Raw genomic sequence first — 18,815 nt, 5'->3', positions numbered from 1 at the left:
CTTCTTCCGCTAGTATCCCTCATCATAGCAAAAATAGACTGTTGGAATGTCCAACAGTCTATCCGCCTCAAGGTTGAGCCTTTTCTTTATATAACAGCGCCGCCTGTACAAAATCTCGGAACAAAGGATGAGGGTTCGTCGGACGCGACTTAAATTCCGGATGAAATTGAGTGCCAACAAACCAGGGATGGTCTTTCACCTCCACAATTTCAACCAATCGTCCGTTCGGCAGTGTTCCGCCGATCACCATCCCCGCAGCCGAAAGTTTTTCCCGGTAGGCATTATTAAACTCAAAACGGTGGCGATGCCGCTCATAAATGATTTCGTCCTGATAAGCCTTATAGGTTAACGTGTTGTCCATAACCTTACACGGATAAATTCCCAGCCGCATCGTACCGCCTTTTTCTTCCACCGCCACTTGCTCGGGCATCAAATCGATCACCGGATAGGGCGTATCCAAATCAAATTCCGTGCTGTGGGCGCCTTCCATGCGACAAACATGGCGGGCAAATTCAATCACTGCACACTGCATCCCCAAACAGAGTCCGAAAAACGGAATCCTATTTTCCCGGGCATAACGGATTGCCGCCACTTTTCCTTCAATACCCCGGTCGCCGAATCCGCCCGGTACCAGTATTCCGTCAATATCGGCAAAACAGGCATTCAGGTCGAAATCTTCCCCTTCCACTTCTTCCGCGCTTACCCATTTTATCTGGATGGCCGCATCATTGGCAATACCGGCGTGGCGCAATGATTCGGCCACACTCATATAAGCATCCTGCAACGCAACATATTTGCCGACAATCGCGATTTTCACGCTCCGGGAAGGCGATAAGATCCTGTCCAGCATACGCCGCCATTCCTGCATGTCGGTGGCTGTTGCCTGCATATTGAGCTTTTCCAGCACGATGCGGTCCAGTCCTTCTTCTTCCAGCATCAGCGGCACCTGATAAATACTGGCTGCCGTCCGGTTCTGAATCACCGCCTGGGGATCAACATCACAGAACAGCGCCAGCTTTTCGCGCATTTCCGGCGAAAGCTCCCGTTCCGTCCGGCATACAATTATATCCGGTTGAATGCCGATGCTGCGCAATTCCTTGACGCTGTGCTGGGTCGGCTTGGTTTTTAATTCCCCCGCCGCCGTTATATAAGGCACCAGCGTAACATGGATATACAATACCCCGTCGCGGCCTACCTCTTTCTTTACCTGCCGGATGGCTTCCAAAAACGGCAGGCTTTCTATATCCCCCACCGTACCGCCAACTTCGGTTATCACAAAGTCGGCATTTTCCTCCTGGCCCAGACGATAAATGCGTTCTTTGATTTCATTTGTAATATGGGGGATAACCTGGACGGTACTTCCCAGGTAGTCACCCTTACGTTCCTTATTGATAACGGACCAATAAATTTTGCCGGCCGTCACATTGGAACTTTTGCTTAAATTAATATCAATAAACCGCTCATAATGACCAAGATCCAGGTCGGTTTCACTGCCGTCATCGGTGACAAACACTTCACCGTGCTGATATGGGCTCATCGTTCCCGGATCAATGTTTATGTATGGGTCAAATTTTTGGATGGTAACTTTGAAACCGCGGCTTTTCAGCAAGCGCCCCAAAGACGCGGCGGTAATACCTTTGCCAAGGGATGAGACCACGCCACCGGTGACAAAAATATACTTGGCCATAATCTGTTCCTCCTAAATTACTCTTGCATTTTCAACCATATAAGTTTACCCTTTTTGTCAGACGGTGTCAATAGGGAAGATTACTACTTCCAATAACAACGCTTATTCGTGTTCTTCCGCTTCCATTGCGGTGGCGGCATAATCCTGCTGAATTTCGGCCAGCAGTTTTTCCCGCCGCCGGTGACTGTCCGATGTCGTAGCCGCTGTTTCTTCCATGTAACGGACCCCGCGCTGCGGCATCCATTCGGTTAACCCCCACATTCCCTTCCCCATATGCATAAAGCGGCTGTCCATATTAATCTGAGTATGGACTTCCGCTATGGCGTGAGCCATGGAGTAAACTTTCTCCTGCTTACTGTTTAACACTTGACTGATTAGTTCCCGGAAATACAGCGAATGTCCTGTCTGCTGCAGAATTTTGTATGCTAAATCAACTTCCGATTGCAATCTTGTTCTATCCGCCATAGTAGTTGTTACCTCCGCCGTAAAAATATTTTTGGTATTATTCCTCACGCGGACGCAAATTCCTCTTTTTTTACATCTTTTCCGGCGCAGACACGCCCAAAATAGTCAATGCGTGGCAAAGTGTATCCCGAACAGCGGCTACCATCGCCAGTCGTGCCGCCGCCAATCCGGGTTCCACACCGATTATGCGGCATTGATTATAGAAAGTATGAAATAAAGAGGCTAATTCATGGGCATATCTGGCAATATGATGGGGAGCCCGTTCGGCAGCGGCGGCGGCAATTTCCTCCGGATATTGTCCCAGTTTCTTGATCAGATCTATTTCGTAGGCAGTGTTCAAAAACTCCAGCTTCACTTCCGCCATATCATTCAAAACAATATCATTTTCAGCTGCCTGCCGGAATATGCTGCAGATGCGGGCGTGAGCATACTGAATATAATAAACCGGATTTTCGTTTGAGCTGGACTTGGCTAAATCGAGGTCGAAATCCAGTTGGCTGTCGGTGGAGCGCATAATGAAGAAGAACCGGGCCGCGTCGGTACCTACCTCTTCCATTAATTCGGTAAGAGTAATCCCCTGTCCGGTGCGTTTTGACATTTTCACCAGTTCTCCACCCTGGTATAAACTAACCATTTGTAAAATCAAAACTTCTAACTGGTCCGGATTAAAACCCAGAGCGGCAATGGCGGCTTTCACCCGGGGAATATACCCGTGGTGGTCCGCGCCCCAAATATTGATAACCGTATCAAATCCCCGTTCAAATTTATTCTTGTGGTAGGCAATATCGGCCGCCAAATACGTGGGAACGCCGTTGTCCCGGATAACCACCCGGTCCTTGTCGTCGCCATAGGCCGTTGATTTTAGCCATAAAGCCCCATCTTGCTCATATATATAGCCCTTTTGCCGAAGAGTCCGGCATGTTTCTTCAATGGCGCCGGCCTGATGCAGTGTCCGTTCACTGAACCACACGTCAAAGGTCACGCCGAATGCCGCCAAATCTTCCTTGAGCGCCGCCAGTTTTTCGGCCAGGGCCAGTTCTTTGAATACGGCAAGCCGTTCTTCTTGCGGCATGGTCAGGTATTTTTCACCGTCCCGGTCGATAATACGCTGCGCGGTCTCAATAATGTCGCGGCCATGATAACCGTCTTCCGGAAAACTTACGGATTGGCCCAGTAATTCCAAATACCGGGCATTGACTGAGGCCGCCAGATTATCAATCTGGTTGCCGGCGTCGTTAATATAAAATTCAGCCTCCACATCGTACCCGGCGGCACGCAGGAGATTGACCAAGGCACTGCCCACCGCTGCCCCCCGGCCGTGCCCTACATGCAGCGGGCCGGTTGGATTGGCACTGACAAATTCCACTTGTATTTTCCGGCCGGCGCCGGTGTTTATCTGGCCATAGCGGGGACCGGCCGCCAAAATGCCGGCCAGCATATTATACAGCCAGTCCGGTTTCAGGTAAAAGTTAATAAATCCCGGTCCGGCGATGGCTGCCCTTTCCAGCCAGGGTTCTTTTAACCGTTCAACAATTGCCTGCGCAATTACTCTTGGGTTGGTTTTCGCCGCCCGGGCGGCTTGCATGGCAAAATTCGTCGCAAAATCACCAAATTCTTTCTGCGGCGGGACTTCCAAAATAACAGACGGCCATTCCTCTATACGGAAAATTCCATCTTGCACCGCCTGCATGGCTGCCGCCTGAATGGCCTTATGTAGCGCTTCTTTCATGTTCCTGATTCCTTTCTTCTCGTATAGTAACGGACAAAGTGTTTGTACTCTGCCATCGTCCGTCAATTTCCAGTTCATAAGCTAATTCGACGCTGCCGGCCGGTGCCGCCAGGGATATCTCCAGCCGTGTGGTCCAAACCGCTGTCTCCATCCTGCCAAAGGGAGTAATATAGGTCCCGGTATGTTTTTCACCCAGACAAAATTGTTGTTTGTGCTCGATCCTACCCATTCGGACTAACGTCAAACTGTCAGGGGATAATTTTAAAAGCGTCGTCGTACCCTCCATGCCCGTAATTGCTGATTCTTCATAGCTGATATAATCAATCCCGTTTTTCCGGTAATGGCGTCCGGCAGTTACAAGCTCAATCCGCTCCGCCTCGCCGCCGTCCTCCTTCTGGGTACCAATAACCGTCACGATGACGTTAGTCATGACAAACCTCATTTCGCCTTCGACATTAGAATACAATACCGTTATATTATAACGTAATTGCTGTCAAAATACCATAAGAAAAGCCGTTAACGCGGTTTTTCGGTCTATGGCGCAGGGCTCGGGGCACAGGGAAACCATCCGGAAATCATCAGGCAGAAGGATTAATAGAAAACAGGCGCCGCCCGGGTCCATGCATTGGCTCAGGCGGCGCCTGTTCAGGATGAGGCGTTAAAAACTGTCTCTCCCCGATTATTTATTATATTTATAATAGCCGCTGTAAATTCCCGGCCGCAAAAATCAACGGCTTTACAGCGGCCTTTAATAACCGATAATCAACAAACTGTCAATAAACGAAAAGACTTTTTCAATATGACATAACCGTTTCAGTGTATTGAGATAGAATTCGCTGCTGCTTTGCTGTCCCTGCCGGATGACCGGCACCAGGATCACGCCATGCCGGATCACAGGCGACTCGGCAAATTTACATATGTTTTTCCAAATATTATTAATCTCCCCTTTTTCCACTTCCACCGCCACCCGGAATTCGGGGTGATAAAAATCAATTTCAAAATTCAGTCCGTTTTTAAACAGCGGTGTATACTTACGGTTAGTCACCGAATGTTGAAATCCTAATAATTTCATATCTTCGGCAATTACCCGTTCCGCTTCTACACTTTTGCGAAACGGCGTATTCCGGATCGCTTGCAGTGCTCCCCCATTATGGACAATCACCTTACACAAATGATCGGCGCTGGGGTTGACCGACACCCGGTGTAAATACCGTCGGGGCGGATAGCCGGTCAATTCTTCATTCTCCATGACCGCACCTTCTTCCGTTTCCTGTGTCAGTCCCATAGTTTAACAATCTGAGTCCCCACATAGTAATGGCGGATAATGTCTGCCGCCTTCCAGCCCTGTTGAGCGTAGGTATACGCTCCCCATTGGCAAAGTCCCACCCCGTTGCCCCATCCTAAGCCCTGAAACGTGAAATAGCCATTATGATAAGTCATTTGTGTAATCAGGGTTGATTTGAGACGGTCATAGCCAATGGCTTTGCGAAAATCAGAACCATACATTTTTTGATTGCCGGCGCCAATATATAAAATGCGACCTGACGGCCCCTTTTCCAGAATCGCAATATCGGCGGGATTCCCCTGGTAACCGATGGTCCGGGCCACTTCCGACGCCGGTATCTTAACCTCCCACTTTTGCTCATTCGGCGGTGCATACTGGAAACAGTTATCCGTAACCGGCTGAAAATAAGGTGTGTCAACTGGAATCTCGGTAGGAAAACTTTCTTCCTTGGTAGCACTGATCTGTCCGTTACATGAACTATAAATGGCATTAACCAAACTTCCTGCATACAGCAGGATTTGACCGCGTGTATTTTGCACGGCTGTTCGTATGGCGTTATTAATTTTCTGCGGCGCATAAGCCTGCAATTCGTCCTTGGAGGTACTCACATCGGCATGATGCAGTTTCCGGATCGTCCCGGCTTCCATGGCGTTCAGAGTCAAGGTACGCGATACAATCGCCTGGGCGGCCAACGCTTCCATAGGCCAGTTGGGTTCCATCTCCTGGGCGATGACGCCTTCCAAATACGTTTCCAGCGGCATGGTTTCCACCTTTCCCTTATCCGCTATCCAGACGGTAATAACCGGTTCCTTCTTATATTTACTCATATCAAAGGGCGGCGCACCCGGTATCGGCTGAATCGGCTGCGGCCGTGGAACAGGCGGCGATGGTTTGGGAGCGGGAGAACGCAGTAGTGTATAGGCTCCCGTGACCGTAATTACAACAAGAACAGCAAGGGTTGCGATAAAAAAGCGCTTATTTTTGCGCAAACCTCCCACCTCCCCCCTTAGTATGGTAATAAGTCCTCCTGATTATGCGTTCCCGCTCATAGAGGCTTTACAACATCAATTCCCATAAGTCCACCGTTACTTGCCGGTTATCCGTCCATGCCCGGATTATCAGGGGATGGCGCCGGGCATTCACAAACCGGAAATTCTTATCGGTATACGTGGTTGCATCATAGCCCGGCGGTACATACGCCACCGGGCGGGAGTGAGGATGCCGTTCCGTGACAGGCAGTCCGGCCTGCCGTACGGCGCAATATAGCGTTGATGAAACCTGGCACATTCCGCCGCCTACTTCCTGTACAGTTTGTCCGTCGGCAGCAAAAACGGCGGCTTTTTGAAACCCTCGCGCCAAAGTAGGTTCGCCGGTTGTGCGATTAAAAGAAAATTCATTTTCCACCGGTAAAACGGTATTATTGACCAGCCGGGTAGTCTGAAGAATATTCTGCACCCGTGCGGGTGTACTGTCCAGCAGAGGGGACCGGTATCTGCCGATCAGCCGGGCCTGACGCAATTTATTTTCCGTAATTTCCGGCCATAATATCCTATATTGAACTTGAACCAAACTGCCCGCCGCTGCTGCCATGACCCGTTCCACCGTAGCTCCGGCGTTAATGGCCCTTCCTGTGTTACCGGGCAGTATATCGCCTGTTAAATCATCAAACCGGGCATTCACCGGCGAACGGTTCTCCTGACTTTCCAACGCCGTTACCAAGCCGGTCAGTTCCTGACCGGTCATATTGCCGACCGCCAAACCGTCAAGCATGACACCGTGGGCAACCCGCGGCATATCCGGTTTAGGGGCCGGTTTTCTTAGACAGCCGGTCCCAGTCAATACAAGGATCACTGTCAGCCATAAAATTACGTGCCGCAAAAAAGCCGCCTTTTCTTTCACCTTTTGATCCCTCCTCTTCATACTATAAAGCACGATTTTTTTAACAGAGAAGGTGAAAACAGGTGGAAAAACTGCTATCCCTGCTTGACCGCGTCACAGGTATCACCTGCCATTCCCGCAGCGTACAGCCCGGACATATATTCGTTGCGATTCGCGGCAGAACTACGGATGGCAACCGTTTCGTACCACAAGCCATCGCCAACGGAGCAGCAGCCATTGTAACCGATACCCCGCAAATCCTTGCACCTGTTTCCGTACCGCTTATTGCCGTTCCGGACGCCAGGCAGGCCTTAGCCATCCTGGCCGCTCATATTTACCGCCATCCTTCTCACCACATGTCTTTAGTGGGAATCACCGGCACTAACGGCAAAACAACCATTGCCTGCCTGCTGGAACACATTTTCCGTCAGGCGGGCAATCAGGCCGGAATGATTGGCACCGCCGGCATCCATACCGGCCGAAGCAACCTTCCCGCCAGCCTGACCACACCTGACGCCGCAACTACACAGCATTACCTGCATCTTATGCACGAAAACGGCGTCACCCATACCGCCATGGAAGTATCAGCCCAGGGAATTGAACTTCACCGGGCCGATTGTATTCATTTTTCTTGCGGCATTTTAACCAATATTTGTCCGGATCATCTTGATTTTCACGGCTCATTCGCGGAATATCGGGCCGCCAAGGAAAAATTCCTATCCCTTTTGTCGCCTGCTTCCGGCCTCGTGGTGAACACGGATGACGCTCAATGCCAAGCCATAGCTTCCCGCTATAGCGGAACCGTGATTACTTGTTCCTTGTCCGGCGGCGCCGATCTATGCGGCATGATCACTCATATCGCCGCGAACGGTACCACCTTTTTTATGGAATGGAACAAGCCGTTTCCCTGCTTGTCCCATAGTGCCCTCCTACCGGAACGCATCCCCATGCATTTTCCCCTGCCCGGACGCCATAATGCAGAGAATGCTCTTCTGGCCGGTGCCGCCGCTCTCTTTCTGGGGATCTCTCCCGCTCAGGTACAGCAGGCGCTGGGCACGTTCCGCGGCGTGGACCGCCGGCTGAATGTCTATCATATTAACGGGCGTACCGTAATTGATGATACGGCCCTTAATCCGGGAAGCATCGATGCTGTTCTGGAGACCGCCGCTCTATTTAGATACCAGCGCATTGTTCTGGTTAATGCCATTCGCGGCAGCCGCGGTCCGGATATTAACGCCGCCAATGCAATCTGCCTGGCCCGGTGGCAAAACCGGCTGCCACTGATGCTTGTCATTACGTCCGCCAACGGGGATACCGGTCCCGCCGACCGGGTTACTGCCGCGGAAAAAGAGGCTTTTCTAACGGCACTGGAACGTTCCGGGGCCACCTATGTTTATAATGAAACAGTAGAATCCGCTTTACAAACGGCCCTTAACGCCGCCGGTCCCGCTGACCTCCTAATGCTGCTGGGAGCACAGGGCATGGATGGCGGCTATCAAACGCTCTCATCCTTACTTGTCCCAGCCCGTACTGTTAAAATACCGGCAACCCGCAGCCTGTTATCACCGCTTCCGTCCTAAGAAAATAGGGTTATGCATCCTACATATCTCCCTTATTCCCGGGCTCTTTCTTAATATAACCGGTAAACATAGCCTGCAATTTGGCCGGGTCCTCGGTAAATACCAAATACAAATGCAGCGGGACGGTTGCGCCAAAAAAAGCGGCAATAAAAAAGTGAATCACCCGCGCCCTCTGCAACCCGCCTACCCAGCGTTGCAACAGAATAGTCTGGTCTGGAAACAGCAGCATCATACTCGTAACCGAGGCGGTCAGCACGGCTATGCCCCATAAAGTAAATAGCCCCTTCTGCCCCGGATTGTACCGTCCATAATTCGGATGATACTCCGTGATAAATAAAACATACCGCATAAAACTCCGTATATTTTTCCAATCCCGGGGCAAAAAAATAATCTCGGTAAATTTGCCGGTTACGCTATAATAATAGATTTGGGCCAATAGATTAAAAATAAGCACCATACCGAACATACCGTGAATTTTTCGCACCAGACTGAGCGGCAGCCGGAAAACCTCCCCCGGATTATGCAAATATAATCCGGTTATTAGTAAGGTCATAACACAACTGAACATCGTCCAGTGAAAAATACGGACAGGCAGCGGCTGCAGCAGCAATTTCATCCGGTTCACCTCAAATTTAATTTTCCCCCTGATCTTTTTTTCATGTACAAAGAAAAACAACGTTCTCCCAAGAAAGATCCAGAGAGTCTTTCTTGGGAGAATTATTGTCCTCTTATTAACTCAGCTCTGCCATTAACGGCGCAATATCCCGGACGGCAGCCGGCTGCGAGACCAAGGCTCCTTTTTTCAACTGCGGCAAGGAATCAGTGAAAGAGGGACGGATTTCTTTATAAAATAAGCCCACCGGAATCACGTCGCCCCACAAGCCGGCCAAGGCAAGTGCTTTTGTCTCATTCCCGCTGTCATATCCGTCCATCGTCTCCACCGCCCGAATACGCTGCCGGTACCAATCATAAGTATTTATATGATTAAAGGACACGCATGGCTGCAAAATATCCACCACCGCAAAGCCGGGATGTTCAATGGCCGCCGCCATCAGTTTAACCAAACCGGGAATATCACCGGCAAAAGAGCGGGCAACAAACGTAGCACCCACACTCAACGCCAGTTGAACAATATTCACCGGCCGCTCCGTATTCCCTAAAGGAGGCGGCGTAAATTTGGTAACCATACCTGCATCGCTGGTGGGGGAAGACTGTCCTTTTGTTAAGGCGTAGACCTGATTATTATGAATCAAATAGGTCAGGTTAAGATTACGGCGGGCCGTATGAACAAAATGTCCCATGCCCAGACCCATTCCGTCTCCATCCCCGCCGGCAACAATTACGGTTAGGTCGTGATTAGCCAGTTTCAGTCCCGTAGCCACCGGCAGCGTCCGCCCGTGCAGGGTCTCGATCCGGTATAGGTTCAAATATTGAGCGATCTTACTGGAACAGCCGATGCCTGTCACCAGCGCGGTCTGTTCGAGATCCAGTTTCAGCAACGCCAACGCCTGTTTCAGGGCATTAAAAATGCCGAAATTCCCGCAGCCGGGACACCAGGTCGGAACATAGGAACCATTGATATCATGTGCGGACATTATGCCAACACCTCCTTAATTTTAGCCAGGATACCGGCCGGTACAAACGGCCGGGAATCATATTTTAAATAAGAATCGTCCGTTTTGTAGCCTGTATAGGCCCGGATCATCCGTCCGAGCTGGCCGGTTTTGTTGCCTTCCACCAAAAGGGATTTTTTCACCGTTTTTAACAGCCTATTCATTTGCTGTGCAGGAAACGGCGCCATATACAGGACTTGCAAAAAATTTACGCTCATTCCATCCTGACAAGCTTCCTCCATGGCCTCCAATACGGCTCCTTTGGTAGAACCCCAGGCGATTACCGTCAATTCCGCCTCCGCCGGACCGTAAAGCTTAACCCCTGGAATATCCGCTTCCATAAATGGGACCTTACGGTACCACTTATCTATGCCGGCCGTTGTCGTTGCCGGTTCGGCAGCCGCGTGTTCCCTATTGCCGGAACTATAAAACCCGTCTTCACCATGAGTATAACTTGTGGCAATGTGCCGGCCGCCGGCCTGGCCGGGAAAGGCCCGCACCGAAACGCCGTCTGCCGTCAATTGATACCGTTTGTAAGGCTGATTGGCGGCCAGCCAGGTTTCATCCGCCAGTTTTCCCCGGCTGATGCCTAGCCCGGAGGTGTCAAAATGAGGACGGGTAAAAGCGGTGTCGGCCAGATATTTATCCGTAAGGATTATACCGGGAACCTGATATTTATCGGTTAAATTGAAGAGACGGCAGGTTTCATAAAAACATTCCTCGATATCACCCGGCGCCACTACCAAACGGGGAAATTCCCCTTGGGAGGCATAGGTAACAAAATCCAGATCCGCCTGCATCGTCCGGGTGGGCAAACCGGTACTCGGACCACCCCGCTGGGCTTCCACCATAACCACGGGCAGTTCGGCCTGCGCGGCAAATCCCAGGGCTTCCACCATCAGGGAAAAACCGCCGCCGCTGGTCGCTCCAATAACTCTGGCACCGGCGAAGGAAGCGCCAATGAGCATATTCATGGCGGCAATCTCATCTTCCGCCTGTTTAAAGACCAGACCGTATTCCGGTCCATGATCAGCCAGATATACCAGAATGCTGGAACCGGGTGTCATAGGATAACCGGCTGCAAACTGGCAGCCGCCCTGAACGGCTCCCATGGCAATGGCGTCATTGCCGTTGAGAAGCATTTTTCGCTCCGCCCCCGGCGAAAAAGCCAAAGGGAACTTGGGTTGCTCAGCCATCCCGGCGGCAACCCGCTTGTAGGTTTCCGTCAGCAGAGAAATATTCTGTTGAGCTACCTCAGCCTTAGGAAACTCGGTTGCCATTACTTGGGTCAAAATATCCTGGGGAAAACCCGTCAAAGCGCAAAATGCCCCCAACAGAGCGCTGTTAGCCATTACCCTGGCGGCATCACCCGGCACGGACTGCACCAGGCCCACGGGAATCAGCCTGACTCCATCCGGTGCGGTTTCAGGATTAACTTTGACGGCACCGGAATCGTATAAAATAATTCCTCCCTTCTTAACCTGAGCGGCAAAACCATCATAAGCCGGCTGGGACATGGCTCCCAGAAAGTCCAGCCCCTCCTGATAAGAATGCAACGGCTCATCCGCTAACCGAACCAGACAGGAATTCAGCCCGCCTTTAATCAGGGACGGATATTCATTTACCACCACCGACCACAGCCCGTTCCGGCCGGCTCCTTTGCCTACCATGGCTCCGGCGCTCATCACGCCATAACCCGCTTCACCGCCAAACAAGCAGGTATAATATTGTTTCATTTGTCTACCCCCTTTTAAGAACATTTTAAAATTATCAAAAGATAATAATTATTTCCAGAATAACATAACTAATTCCTGCCAAAAAATGATAGACAAATAATTTTATTTGTGCTACATTTTAATCAATCGATTAATTAAGGGAAGGGAAATGGACGACATGGAAAAAGATTCTTCTGCAAAACTGCTCGAAGCGGCCTCCAAATTATTTGCCGAACGGGGCTTTGCCGCCGTCTCAATCCGGGAAGTGGCTGAAGCCGCCAGCGTAAACAGCGCTCTCATATCCTATCATTTCGGCGGCAAAGAAGGTCTTTACAGCGCAGTGCTCGAAATGCACCTGTCCAAAGTTGCCAGCACCATTGCCGCCATAGACGACCAAAACCTGACACCCCTTGACCGGATTAAAAAATTCGGTCTGGGGGTTATGGGAATTCACCGCCGTTTTCCGTATTTTCGCCGGTATCTGTACGGTGAACTCAGCAATCCCACAACCTGTCTGGAAACAGTAGTAAAAAAGCACTTTGGGCGGGCCTATCAGGTGCTTCACGCGATCCTGCAGGAAGGGATTGAATGCGGCCAAATCCGGGCCGGCATTGACCCTGCCTTTGCCACCATTGCTCTCGTCGGCATCGTTAATTTTTACTTTATTGGCGAGCCGATTTTCGGCGGCATGCTGCCTTCGGTCCCCGACCGGGACGAAAAACATGTATTGCAAGCCCTCGACATCTTTATACATGGTGTTAGGAGGAATCAGCATGAATAAAAAACTCATTGCCGGTGTAGCTCTCTTTGCGGTACTCGCCGCCGCCTCCGGCTACAAATTATTCGCCCCCAAAGAAAAGGGGATTACCGCCACCGGTACCATTGAAGTGACCCGAGCCGATATTACCGCCAAGGTAAGCGGTTACATCCAGCATATGTCTTTTCAAGCAGGGGACCGGGTCAAAAACGGCCAGGTCATGCTTACAATCGACCGTCCAGACCTAAAGGCCCAGCTTCTCCGGGATGAAGCCGCTCTGGCCAAAGCCCGGGCCCAATTGGACGATCTTGTCAAAGGGTCCCGTTCTCAGGAAAAAGAAGAAGCTGCCGCCAGCCTGACCTCGGCTCGCGCCGTCTATGAAAAAGCAAAGCTTGATTGGGACCGTTACCGTATGCTGTATGCCCATAACGCAATTTCGGCCCAGCAGCTTGATGCCGCCCAATCCGCTTATGAAGTGGCCCATAGTTCTCTCCAGACGGCGGAGTCCCAGCAGAGCCTGGTAAATGAAGGAAACCGCGCCGATGTTATTGAAGCGCAAAAACTGGAAGTAGCCCGGTCGAAGGCTATTGTGGCTGCCAGCCGTACCCAGGTCGACGACACCACGGTTCATAGTCCGTTAAACGGCTTAATTCTTACCAAAAATTTTGAAAATGGCGAGTATGTCAATGCCGGCGTGCCAATTGCCACCGTAGGCGATATGAGTGATGCCTGGGTCAAGATTTACGTAGCATCCTCCCAACTGGGCCTGTTAAAAATTGGTCAGCCCGCCATCGTTAAAATTGATTCCTTCCCGGATAGAAAATTTCAGGGTGAAATTAAAGAAATCAGCCAGAATGCCGAATTCACTCCCCGGCAAAGTATCACCGAACGGGAACGGGCCAATTTGGTATTCGCCGTAAAAGTAAAAATTGACAACCGGGACGGCCTGCTAAAACCGGGAATGCCCGCCGATGTGGTGCTGCAATGATCCGACTGAATAATATCTCCAAGCAGTTTGGCTCCCTAACGGCTGTCGACGGTATTTCGCTTACCGTCAACAAGGGCGAAATCTTCGGACTGGTGGGACCGGACGGTGCGGGAAAAACGACAACCATCCGGATGATTACCGGTCTTTTGGATCCTTCCGGCGGCACGCTCACCCTCTTAGGCAGCCAAGCTCCCGAAACAGTGAAAGGGCGGCTTGGCTATGTCCCCCAGAAATTCAGTCTTTATGGCGACTTGACAGTTATGGAAAATATCCGGGTTATTGGCTCGCTCTATGGCGCCTCCTCCGCTCGTGTCACGGAATTGGCCAGAGAAATATTGACTTTTACCAATTTACTGCCCTTTCAGGACCGGCTGGCGGATAATCTGTCCGGCGGCATGAAGCAAAAACTGGCCTTAGCCGCCGGATTAATGCATAAACCGGATGTATTTTTTCTCGACGAGCCGACTACCGGCGTAGATCCCGTATCCCGCCGGGAATTCTGGCAAATGTTGTACCGTCTGAATAAAGAAGGCATGACGGTATTTGTCTCCACCCCTTATATGGATGAAGCCGAACTTTGCAGCCGGGTCGCCTTCATGCATCATGGACGCATCATCTCCTGCGATTCGCCGGCGGCGCTGAAAACGGCCTATCCCTTTAAAGTGCTGGAATTGCAGGCTGAAGGCAAAAAGATTAAACAACATCTGGAACATTGTCCGTTGCGGGACATCAATGCCTTCGGCGGCAAATATCATCTCATTACCGATGACCCCGCCGCCGCGGCCGCCGCCGTCCGCTCCGCCCTGGGCGCGGCGGAAATTCCGGTCCTGGCGCTTAAAGAAATCAGGCCGACCCTGGAAGATGTTTTTGTCGCCCTGGCAAGCGAGGTGATCTAAATGTATGCGGTCGAAACGCACAATCTAACCCGCCGCTTCGGCAGCTTTGTCGCCGTAAACCAAATCAATCTGCAAATTGCCCAAGGCAGCATTTACGGCTTTCTGGGACCCAACGGCTCCGGAAAATCGACAACAATCCGCATGCTGTGCGGCCTTTTGGAACCTTCGGCCGGCGGCGGCTCCATCCTGGGCTTGGACTTGGCTCAGCACGCAGAACAAATCAAAAGCCGCATCGGCTATATGTCGCAAAAATTCAGTCTCTATGACGATCTAACGGTAATCGAGAATTTAGAATTTTATGCCGGTATGTACAGCCTTGCCGCCGATATCAAAAAAAAGCGGATTGAGGAAATGCTGACCATGGCCGGGCTTAAGGACCGGAAAACGGAACTCACCGTCAACCTGTCCGGCGGCTGGAAGCAACGGCTGGCCCTGGGCTGCTCCATTCTCCATAAACCGCCCATCCTGTTTTTGGATGAGCCGACCGGCGGAGTAGACCCCAAATCCCGCCGCCTGTTCTGGGACATTATTTATAAACTGGCGGCGGACGGCACAACGGTTATGGTAACGACTCACTTTATGGATGAGGCGGAGCACTGCGACCAAATCGGCTTTATTTACGAAGGCAACCTGATTGCCAGTAATACCCCCGACGTGTTAAAACAAGGCCTGCCCGGCGTCTTGCTGGAAATTCCCGCGTCAGACCCCATGAACCTTTTGCAGCAACTGATTACCGGGCAAAATTCCGCGCTGGATGCTTATCCCTACGGCACCAGTGTCCACCTGCTGGTCCGCCGGGAAGACTTGCCGGATTTTCAAGCTTATGATTATCAGGTCATTACGCCGGCCCTGGAAGATGTATTTGTTTATTACGTAAAGTCCCAGCGTAAGGAGTTGGTTGTATGAACCGTTTGAAGGCACTTTTGATTAAAGAATTTATTCAGATGAAACGGGACCGCCTTACCTTTATTATGATGGTTGGCATGCCGATCATTCAATTGCTCGTATTCGGCTTTGCCATTAACACCGATGTCAAACACCTGCCCACGATTGTTTTCGACCAATCTCTCGGCCAGGAGGGGCGCGACCTTATATCCGCTTTTGAAGCGAGCGGCTATTATGATATAAAGCAGGTTGCCGGCAGTTATCAGGGAGTCGATGACGCCATCGCCAAAGGTGACGCCAAAGTGGGCATCGTCATCCCCCCCGATTTTACCGAAAATCTGAAACACGGTCGCACCGGCTCGGTGCAGGTAATCGTCGACGCCTCCGATTCCCTTTCGGCCAATTCCGCCATCAGCACCGCCCAAATCATCGGCCAGCTAAAATCCCAGGATGTTTTGATCCAGCGCGCCCGGGGAACTCTGGGCAAAAACCTGGAACAGCCTTATGATATCCGCATCCGTCCCTGGTATAATCCGGATTTTGTATCCGCCTTTTATATGGTGCCGGGCATTCTGGGGGTAGTACTGACCATGACAATGGTCATGATCACTTCCATGGCCATTGTCCGCGAGCGGGAGCGCGGCACCCTGGAACAGTTGATTGTTACCCCTTTGAAAACCTATGAGCTGATGCTGGGAAAAATCATCCCCTACGTGTTTGTCGGCTACATTCAGGCCACGTTAGCCCTGATGGTGGGAATCCTTATTTTTGACCTGCCCATGCGCGGCAGTCTCGGCTTGTTGTATGCCCTTACCTCCATCTTTATTGTGGCCTCTCTTTCTTTAGGTGTTCTTATTTCCACAGTCACTAAGACCCAGATGCAGGCTATGCAGATGTCCTTCTTTGTGCTTTTGCCCAGTATTCTTCTTTCCGGTTTTATGTTTCCCCGGGAAGCCATGCCGTTCTTGTTCAACGCCCTGGGCAACCTTCTCCCGCTCACCTTCTATCTGGAAATCATGCGCGGTATCGTCCTTAAGGGCATCGGTATCTCCTTTCTCTGGTCCCAGGTGGCCTCCCTGATCGCCTTTATTACCATTACCCTGGTTATCAGCATCCGTAAATTCCAGAAGAAAATCGCATAGGAACACCGCCTGCGGTGTTCGGCGCAGGGCGCAGAGCCCGGGGCGCAAGTCACGGCAAAAAAGCACCTTGGATTTTTATTCCAAGGTGCTTTTTCAATCTCCGTTCTTCGCGCCCTGAGCCCTGCGCTTTGAGCCCCGTTAGCAAAGACCGGTCCCACGGTCTCTGCTAACGGTTTTGTATCTGCTTTAAGAGCTCCTTGGCCGAGGCTTCCGGACCGTTGCGCTCCCAGCCGGGAATTCCCAGACGCGTACGCATTTGACCGATAAATAATCCCTGCGCCATAAAAGCGTCAAAATATTTTTTCGCCAGTTCATCATGCAGTTGCCGGTATTGAGGCGGTCCAAACACATTGGCGAAATAACTGTGCACCAGTCCGGTAGCAGCCGTCGTTCCCTTGCTCATAACGGCACCGGCCCTGAATACTTGCAGTGCTTCCTCCGCCGAGGCAAACCGTTCAATAACGGGATGTTCCTCATCAATTTCTTCGTAATTATTGCAATATAAAACAAAATCAATCTTATGGCCTTTCAGCACATTTCCCGGCGAGGTAACCGGTAAAACAATACGGGCATTGGTCTGATTGGGGTTCATAATGATCATCCGGTCAATCTGGCCGAACGCATAGCCGGGCTGCAGGTCATCCAGCCGCACATAGGCTCCGACTTCCGTACCGTAACCAATAATATTGCCGGCTTCGTCAATGCCCAGCGAACCCATGTCGTCGGCGATAATAATAATATCACGAATGGTTTCGGCGCCTAATACCCGGAAGGCCTCCAGCGTTTCCGATTTTCCCGCTCCCGTATCGCCCATGACAAGAACGGTGGCTTCCTTGTCACCACGCAGGACAATGCGGAACAAAGCACCATGGAAAGGTAATTTGCCGGATTTCATCATCCGGATATTATGCAATGTCAGGGCCATCTTCTTCAAATAGCCAAAATAGCCAAACTCATCCCGGTTCGGTATGGCGCCTACTAAAAGATCATTTTCCTCATCGTCGTAAAATACGGTGGGAAGCGGCGCCAAACTGTCGATAGCATCGCCCGGCGTACCAAACAAGAAGACGGCATTCGGTTTCCTTTCCAGATCCTTGTCGTCGGCAATATCAAATAAATTGGCCATGGAAAACCCAAGTTCAAAAAAGCGTTCCTGGAAATAGATGTAAATTACCAGTGGTCCCACTTTCGCCGGATAGCACAGCCATTCGTCATCCTTTATATCAATCAGTTCCAGCGGATTGCGGCCCACCCGTTCAAACTTGCCTTTCCGTTTGTTCATCGGCGGGTTCAAAACCAGCGGCGGGTATAAAAGAACTTGCCGGATTACCGGGATATTGCGCAATTTTTCGTAAGCCCCGCCGGGGAAAACGAGATTCTTGGTTATGCAAACCGTAGCAATTTCCGCCCCGGCCACAACCTGGCGGTATACATTAGGATGATTGCCCGTAATATTATCCTGCAAATCCCGGTAAGTCTTACGGACCAAATGGCCCAGTTGTTCAATGGTGGAATGAAAGGTCCGGTACGGGCGCTTATCCAGCATATCCCCATTGGAATTACAAATAATGAAGCGGTTGAAATGACGCCAGAAATTATACAGATATTGCAAAAAATCATTCAGAAGATAGGGATTCCGCAAAAAGGGCCGCGAACCTTCAACCACATTCGGCACAAGGTGAATGGGCATTTTATATAAGAATTGGAACGTTTCAATCAAAAGGCTGATATCTTCGTTGCGAATCTTGCTCTTATCTTCAAATATATCCAGCATAATGGAATCCCGCTGCTCTAGTTCCTTAACCGCCAGTTTCAGAACTTTAGCAAACAAATCGCTGGACAATAACTCTTCCGATGTCTCACACACTCTGTCTTTCAACCGGATCGTAATTTTACCTTCAAAGATTTTACTAGAAATGATATTCATGTGTTCTCTCCCAACTTTAGCTTTCTATTTTTGCACTATCATTTAGTTATACTATACATTTTAAGGAAAATCAATGTCAAAACCATTTGAATACACTATACATCTTACAGTCAAATGCACGTCAAAAGAACAATTGACACTTCATCAGCGACATTAAAAAGCTAAAAAGGCTGCCTCGCTTCAGCGTGACAGCCTTTTATCCGTCTAAATCAGGAAAATAGCCACAATCGTAGTTACGGCCAGACCGACGGCGCAATACCATCACAGC

The 18,815-nt window shown here is 50.6% G+C and carries 17 protein-coding genes; 6 read left to right on the top strand and 11 right to left on the bottom strand.

From position 1 onward, the window contains the following. Positions 1–67 precede the first annotated feature (67 nt). The 7 genes from pyrG to LUCIF_RS07785 all read right to left on the bottom strand — a co-directional run bounded on the left by pyrG (position 68) and on the right by LUCIF_RS07785 (position 7,065). The gene (gene pyrG, locus LUCIF_RS07815; protein ID WP_122627317.1) at positions 68–1,687 is read right to left on the bottom strand and encodes a CTP synthase; all 1,620 of its coding nucleotides are present in this window, start codon (positions 1,685–1,687) and stop codon (positions 68–70) included. A gap of 102 nt (positions 1,688–1,789) precedes the next feature. Further along, positions 1,790–2,152 carry a DNA-directed RNA polymerase subunit delta gene (gene rpoE / locus LUCIF_RS07810; protein ID WP_122627377.1) on the bottom strand — a complete coding sequence of 121 codons (363 nt, stop codon included), beginning with the start codon at positions 2,150–2,152 and terminating at the stop codon, positions 1,790–1,792. 70 nt (positions 2,153–2,222) lie between these two features. After that, entirely contained in the window at positions 2,223–3,881 is a 1,659-nt protein-coding gene (gene argS, locus LUCIF_RS07805; RefSeq protein WP_165865926.1) for an arginine--tRNA ligase, read from the bottom strand. Continuing rightward, entirely contained in the window at positions 3,862–4,311 is a 450-nt protein-coding gene (locus tag LUCIF_RS07800) for a YwiB family protein (RefSeq protein ID WP_122627315.1), read from the bottom strand. Before LUCIF_RS07800 ends, argS begins: the two co-directional genes overlap by 20 nt. Before the next feature lie 318 nt (positions 4,312–4,629). Beyond that, positions 4,630–5,166: a hypothetical protein gene (locus LUCIF_RS07795; protein ID WP_122627314.1), complete on the bottom strand. Its 537-nt coding sequence runs from the start codon at positions 5,164–5,166 to the stop codon at positions 4,630–4,632. Continuing rightward, positions 5,157–6,155: a SpoIID/LytB domain-containing protein gene (locus LUCIF_RS07790; protein WP_122627313.1), complete on the bottom strand. Its 999-nt coding sequence runs from the start codon at positions 6,153–6,155 to the stop codon at positions 5,157–5,159. Before LUCIF_RS07790 ends, LUCIF_RS07795 begins: the two co-directional genes overlap by 10 nt. Before the next feature lie 67 nt (positions 6,156–6,222). Further along, a complete protein-coding gene (locus LUCIF_RS07785; protein WP_165865925.1) occupies positions 6,223–7,065 on the bottom strand; it encodes a VanW family protein in 843 nt (280 codons plus the stop codon). Between the two features lie 62 nt (positions 7,066–7,127). Between LUCIF_RS07785 and LUCIF_RS07780 the strand changes: the two genes are divergently transcribed. Further along, positions 7,128–8,624, top strand: a complete 1,497-nt coding sequence (locus LUCIF_RS07780) for a Mur ligase family protein (RefSeq protein ID WP_122627311.1) — start codon at positions 7,128–7,130, stop codon at positions 8,622–8,624. Between the two features lie 19 nt (positions 8,625–8,643). Here LUCIF_RS07780 and LUCIF_RS07775 read toward each other — a convergent pair whose 3' ends face one another. The 3 genes from LUCIF_RS07775 to LUCIF_RS07765 all read right to left on the bottom strand — a co-directional run bounded on the left by LUCIF_RS07775 (position 8,644) and on the right by LUCIF_RS07765 (position 11,973). After that, positions 8,644–9,240, bottom strand: a complete 597-nt coding sequence (locus LUCIF_RS07775) for a cytochrome b/b6 domain-containing protein (RefSeq protein ID WP_122627376.1) — start codon at positions 9,238–9,240, stop codon at positions 8,644–8,646. A 115-nt stretch (positions 9,241–9,355) separates the two neighbouring features. Continuing rightward, complete coding sequence (locus LUCIF_RS07770) at positions 9,356–10,219, bottom strand: thiamine pyrophosphate-dependent enzyme (protein WP_122627310.1); 864 nt, start codon at positions 10,217–10,219, stop codon at positions 9,356–9,358. After that, positions 10,219–11,973 (bottom strand): 2-oxoacid:acceptor oxidoreductase subunit alpha, encoded by a 1,755-nt coding sequence (locus tag LUCIF_RS07765; protein WP_122627309.1) that lies wholly within the window; start codon positions 11,971–11,973, stop codon positions 10,219–10,221. Before LUCIF_RS07765 ends, LUCIF_RS07770 begins: the two co-directional genes overlap by 1 nt. Positions 11,974–12,121: 148 nt before the next feature. Here LUCIF_RS07765 and LUCIF_RS07760 point away from each other — a divergent pair, with 148 nt between their 5' ends. Genes LUCIF_RS07760 through LUCIF_RS07740 form a run of 5 tightly spaced genes read left to right on the top strand, consistent with a single transcriptional unit; the run spans position 12,122 to position 16,620 of the window. Then, positions 12,122–12,733: a TetR/AcrR family transcriptional regulator gene (locus LUCIF_RS07760; protein ID WP_122627308.1), complete on the top strand. Its 612-nt coding sequence runs from the start codon at positions 12,122–12,124 to the stop codon at positions 12,731–12,733. After that, positions 12,726–13,697, top strand: coding sequence for an HlyD family secretion protein (locus LUCIF_RS07755; protein WP_122627307.1), 972 nt, complete (start codon positions 12,726–12,728; stop codon positions 13,695–13,697). The genes LUCIF_RS07760 and LUCIF_RS07755 overlap by 8 nt, the downstream gene beginning before the upstream one ends. Further along, positions 13,694–14,593: an ABC transporter ATP-binding protein gene (locus tag LUCIF_RS07750; protein WP_122627306.1), complete on the top strand. Its 900-nt coding sequence runs from the start codon at positions 13,694–13,696 to the stop codon at positions 14,591–14,593. The genes LUCIF_RS07755 and LUCIF_RS07750 overlap by 4 nt, the downstream gene beginning before the upstream one ends. Then, the gene (locus tag LUCIF_RS07745; RefSeq protein ID WP_122627305.1) at positions 14,594–15,499 is read left to right on the top strand and encodes an ABC transporter ATP-binding protein; all 906 of its coding nucleotides are present in this window, start codon (positions 14,594–14,596) and stop codon (positions 15,497–15,499) included. It begins immediately after the preceding gene. Beyond that, a complete protein-coding gene (locus tag LUCIF_RS07740) occupies positions 15,496–16,620 on the top strand; it encodes an ABC transporter permease (protein ID WP_122627304.1) in 1,125 nt (374 codons plus the stop codon). The genes LUCIF_RS07745 and LUCIF_RS07740 overlap by 4 nt, the downstream gene beginning before the upstream one ends. A gap of 166 nt (positions 16,621–16,786) precedes the next feature. Here LUCIF_RS07740 and LUCIF_RS07735 read toward each other — a convergent pair whose 3' ends face one another. Further along, entirely contained in the window at positions 16,787–18,547 is a 1,761-nt protein-coding gene (locus LUCIF_RS07735) for a phosphoenolpyruvate carboxykinase (RefSeq protein ID WP_122627303.1), read from the bottom strand. Positions 18,548–18,815 lie beyond the last annotated feature (268 nt).

The organism is Allolucifera butyrica (assembly GCF_900476375.1).
In the GTDB taxonomy this organism is placed as follows: Bacteria; Bacillota; Negativicutes; order Sporomusales; family UPPP01; genus Lucifera; species Lucifera butyrica.
Note: the sequence above shows the minus strand (reverse complement) of the source record. Positions and strands in the feature narration are given on the sequence as shown.

Excerpts from the sequence above, each read along its gene's own strand:
- pyrG (WP_122627317.1), bottom strand. The coding sequence starts at position 1,687 with ATGGCCAAGTATATTTTTGTCACCGGTGGCGTGGTCTCATCCCTTGGC.
- rpoE (WP_122627377.1), bottom strand. The coding sequence starts at position 2,152 with ATGGCGGATAGAACAAGATTGCAATCGGAAGTTGATTTAGCATACAAA.
- argS (WP_165865926.1), bottom strand. The coding sequence starts at position 3,881 with ATGAAAGAAGCGCTACATAAGGCCATTCAGGCGGCAGCCATGCAGGCG.
- LUCIF_RS07800 (WP_122627315.1), bottom strand. The coding sequence starts at position 4,311 with ATGACTAACGTCATCGTGACGGTTATTGGTACCCAGAAGGAGGACGGC.
- LUCIF_RS07795 (WP_122627314.1), bottom strand. The coding sequence starts at position 5,166 with ATGGGACTGACACAGGAAACGGAAGAAGGTGCGGTCATGGAGAATGAA.
- LUCIF_RS07775 (WP_122627376.1), bottom strand. The coding sequence starts at position 9,240 with ATGAAATTGCTGCTGCAGCCGCTGCCTGTCCGTATTTTTCACTGGACG.
- LUCIF_RS07770 (WP_122627310.1), bottom strand. The coding sequence starts at position 10,219 with ATGTCCGCACATGATATCAATGGTTCCTATGTTCCGACCTGGTGTCCC.
- LUCIF_RS07765 (WP_122627309.1), bottom strand. The coding sequence starts at position 11,973 with ATGAAACAATATTATACCTGCTTGTTTGGCGGTGAAGCGGGTTATGGC.
- LUCIF_RS07760 (WP_122627308.1), top strand. The coding sequence starts at position 12,122 with ATGGACGACATGGAAAAAGATTCTTCTGCAAAACTGCTCGAAGCGGCC.
- LUCIF_RS07755 (WP_122627307.1), top strand. The coding sequence starts at position 12,726 with ATGAATAAAAAACTCATTGCCGGTGTAGCTCTCTTTGCGGTACTCGCC.
- LUCIF_RS07750 (WP_122627306.1), top strand. The coding sequence starts at position 13,694 with ATGATCCGACTGAATAATATCTCCAAGCAGTTTGGCTCCCTAACGGCT.
- LUCIF_RS07745 (WP_122627305.1), top strand. The coding sequence starts at position 14,594 with ATGTATGCGGTCGAAACGCACAATCTAACCCGCCGCTTCGGCAGCTTT.
- LUCIF_RS07740 (WP_122627304.1), top strand. The coding sequence starts at position 15,496 with ATGAACCGTTTGAAGGCACTTTTGATTAAAGAATTTATTCAGATGAAA.
- LUCIF_RS07735 (WP_122627303.1), bottom strand. The coding sequence starts at position 18,547 with ATGAATATCATTTCTAGTAAAATCTTTGAAGGTAAAATTACGATCCGG.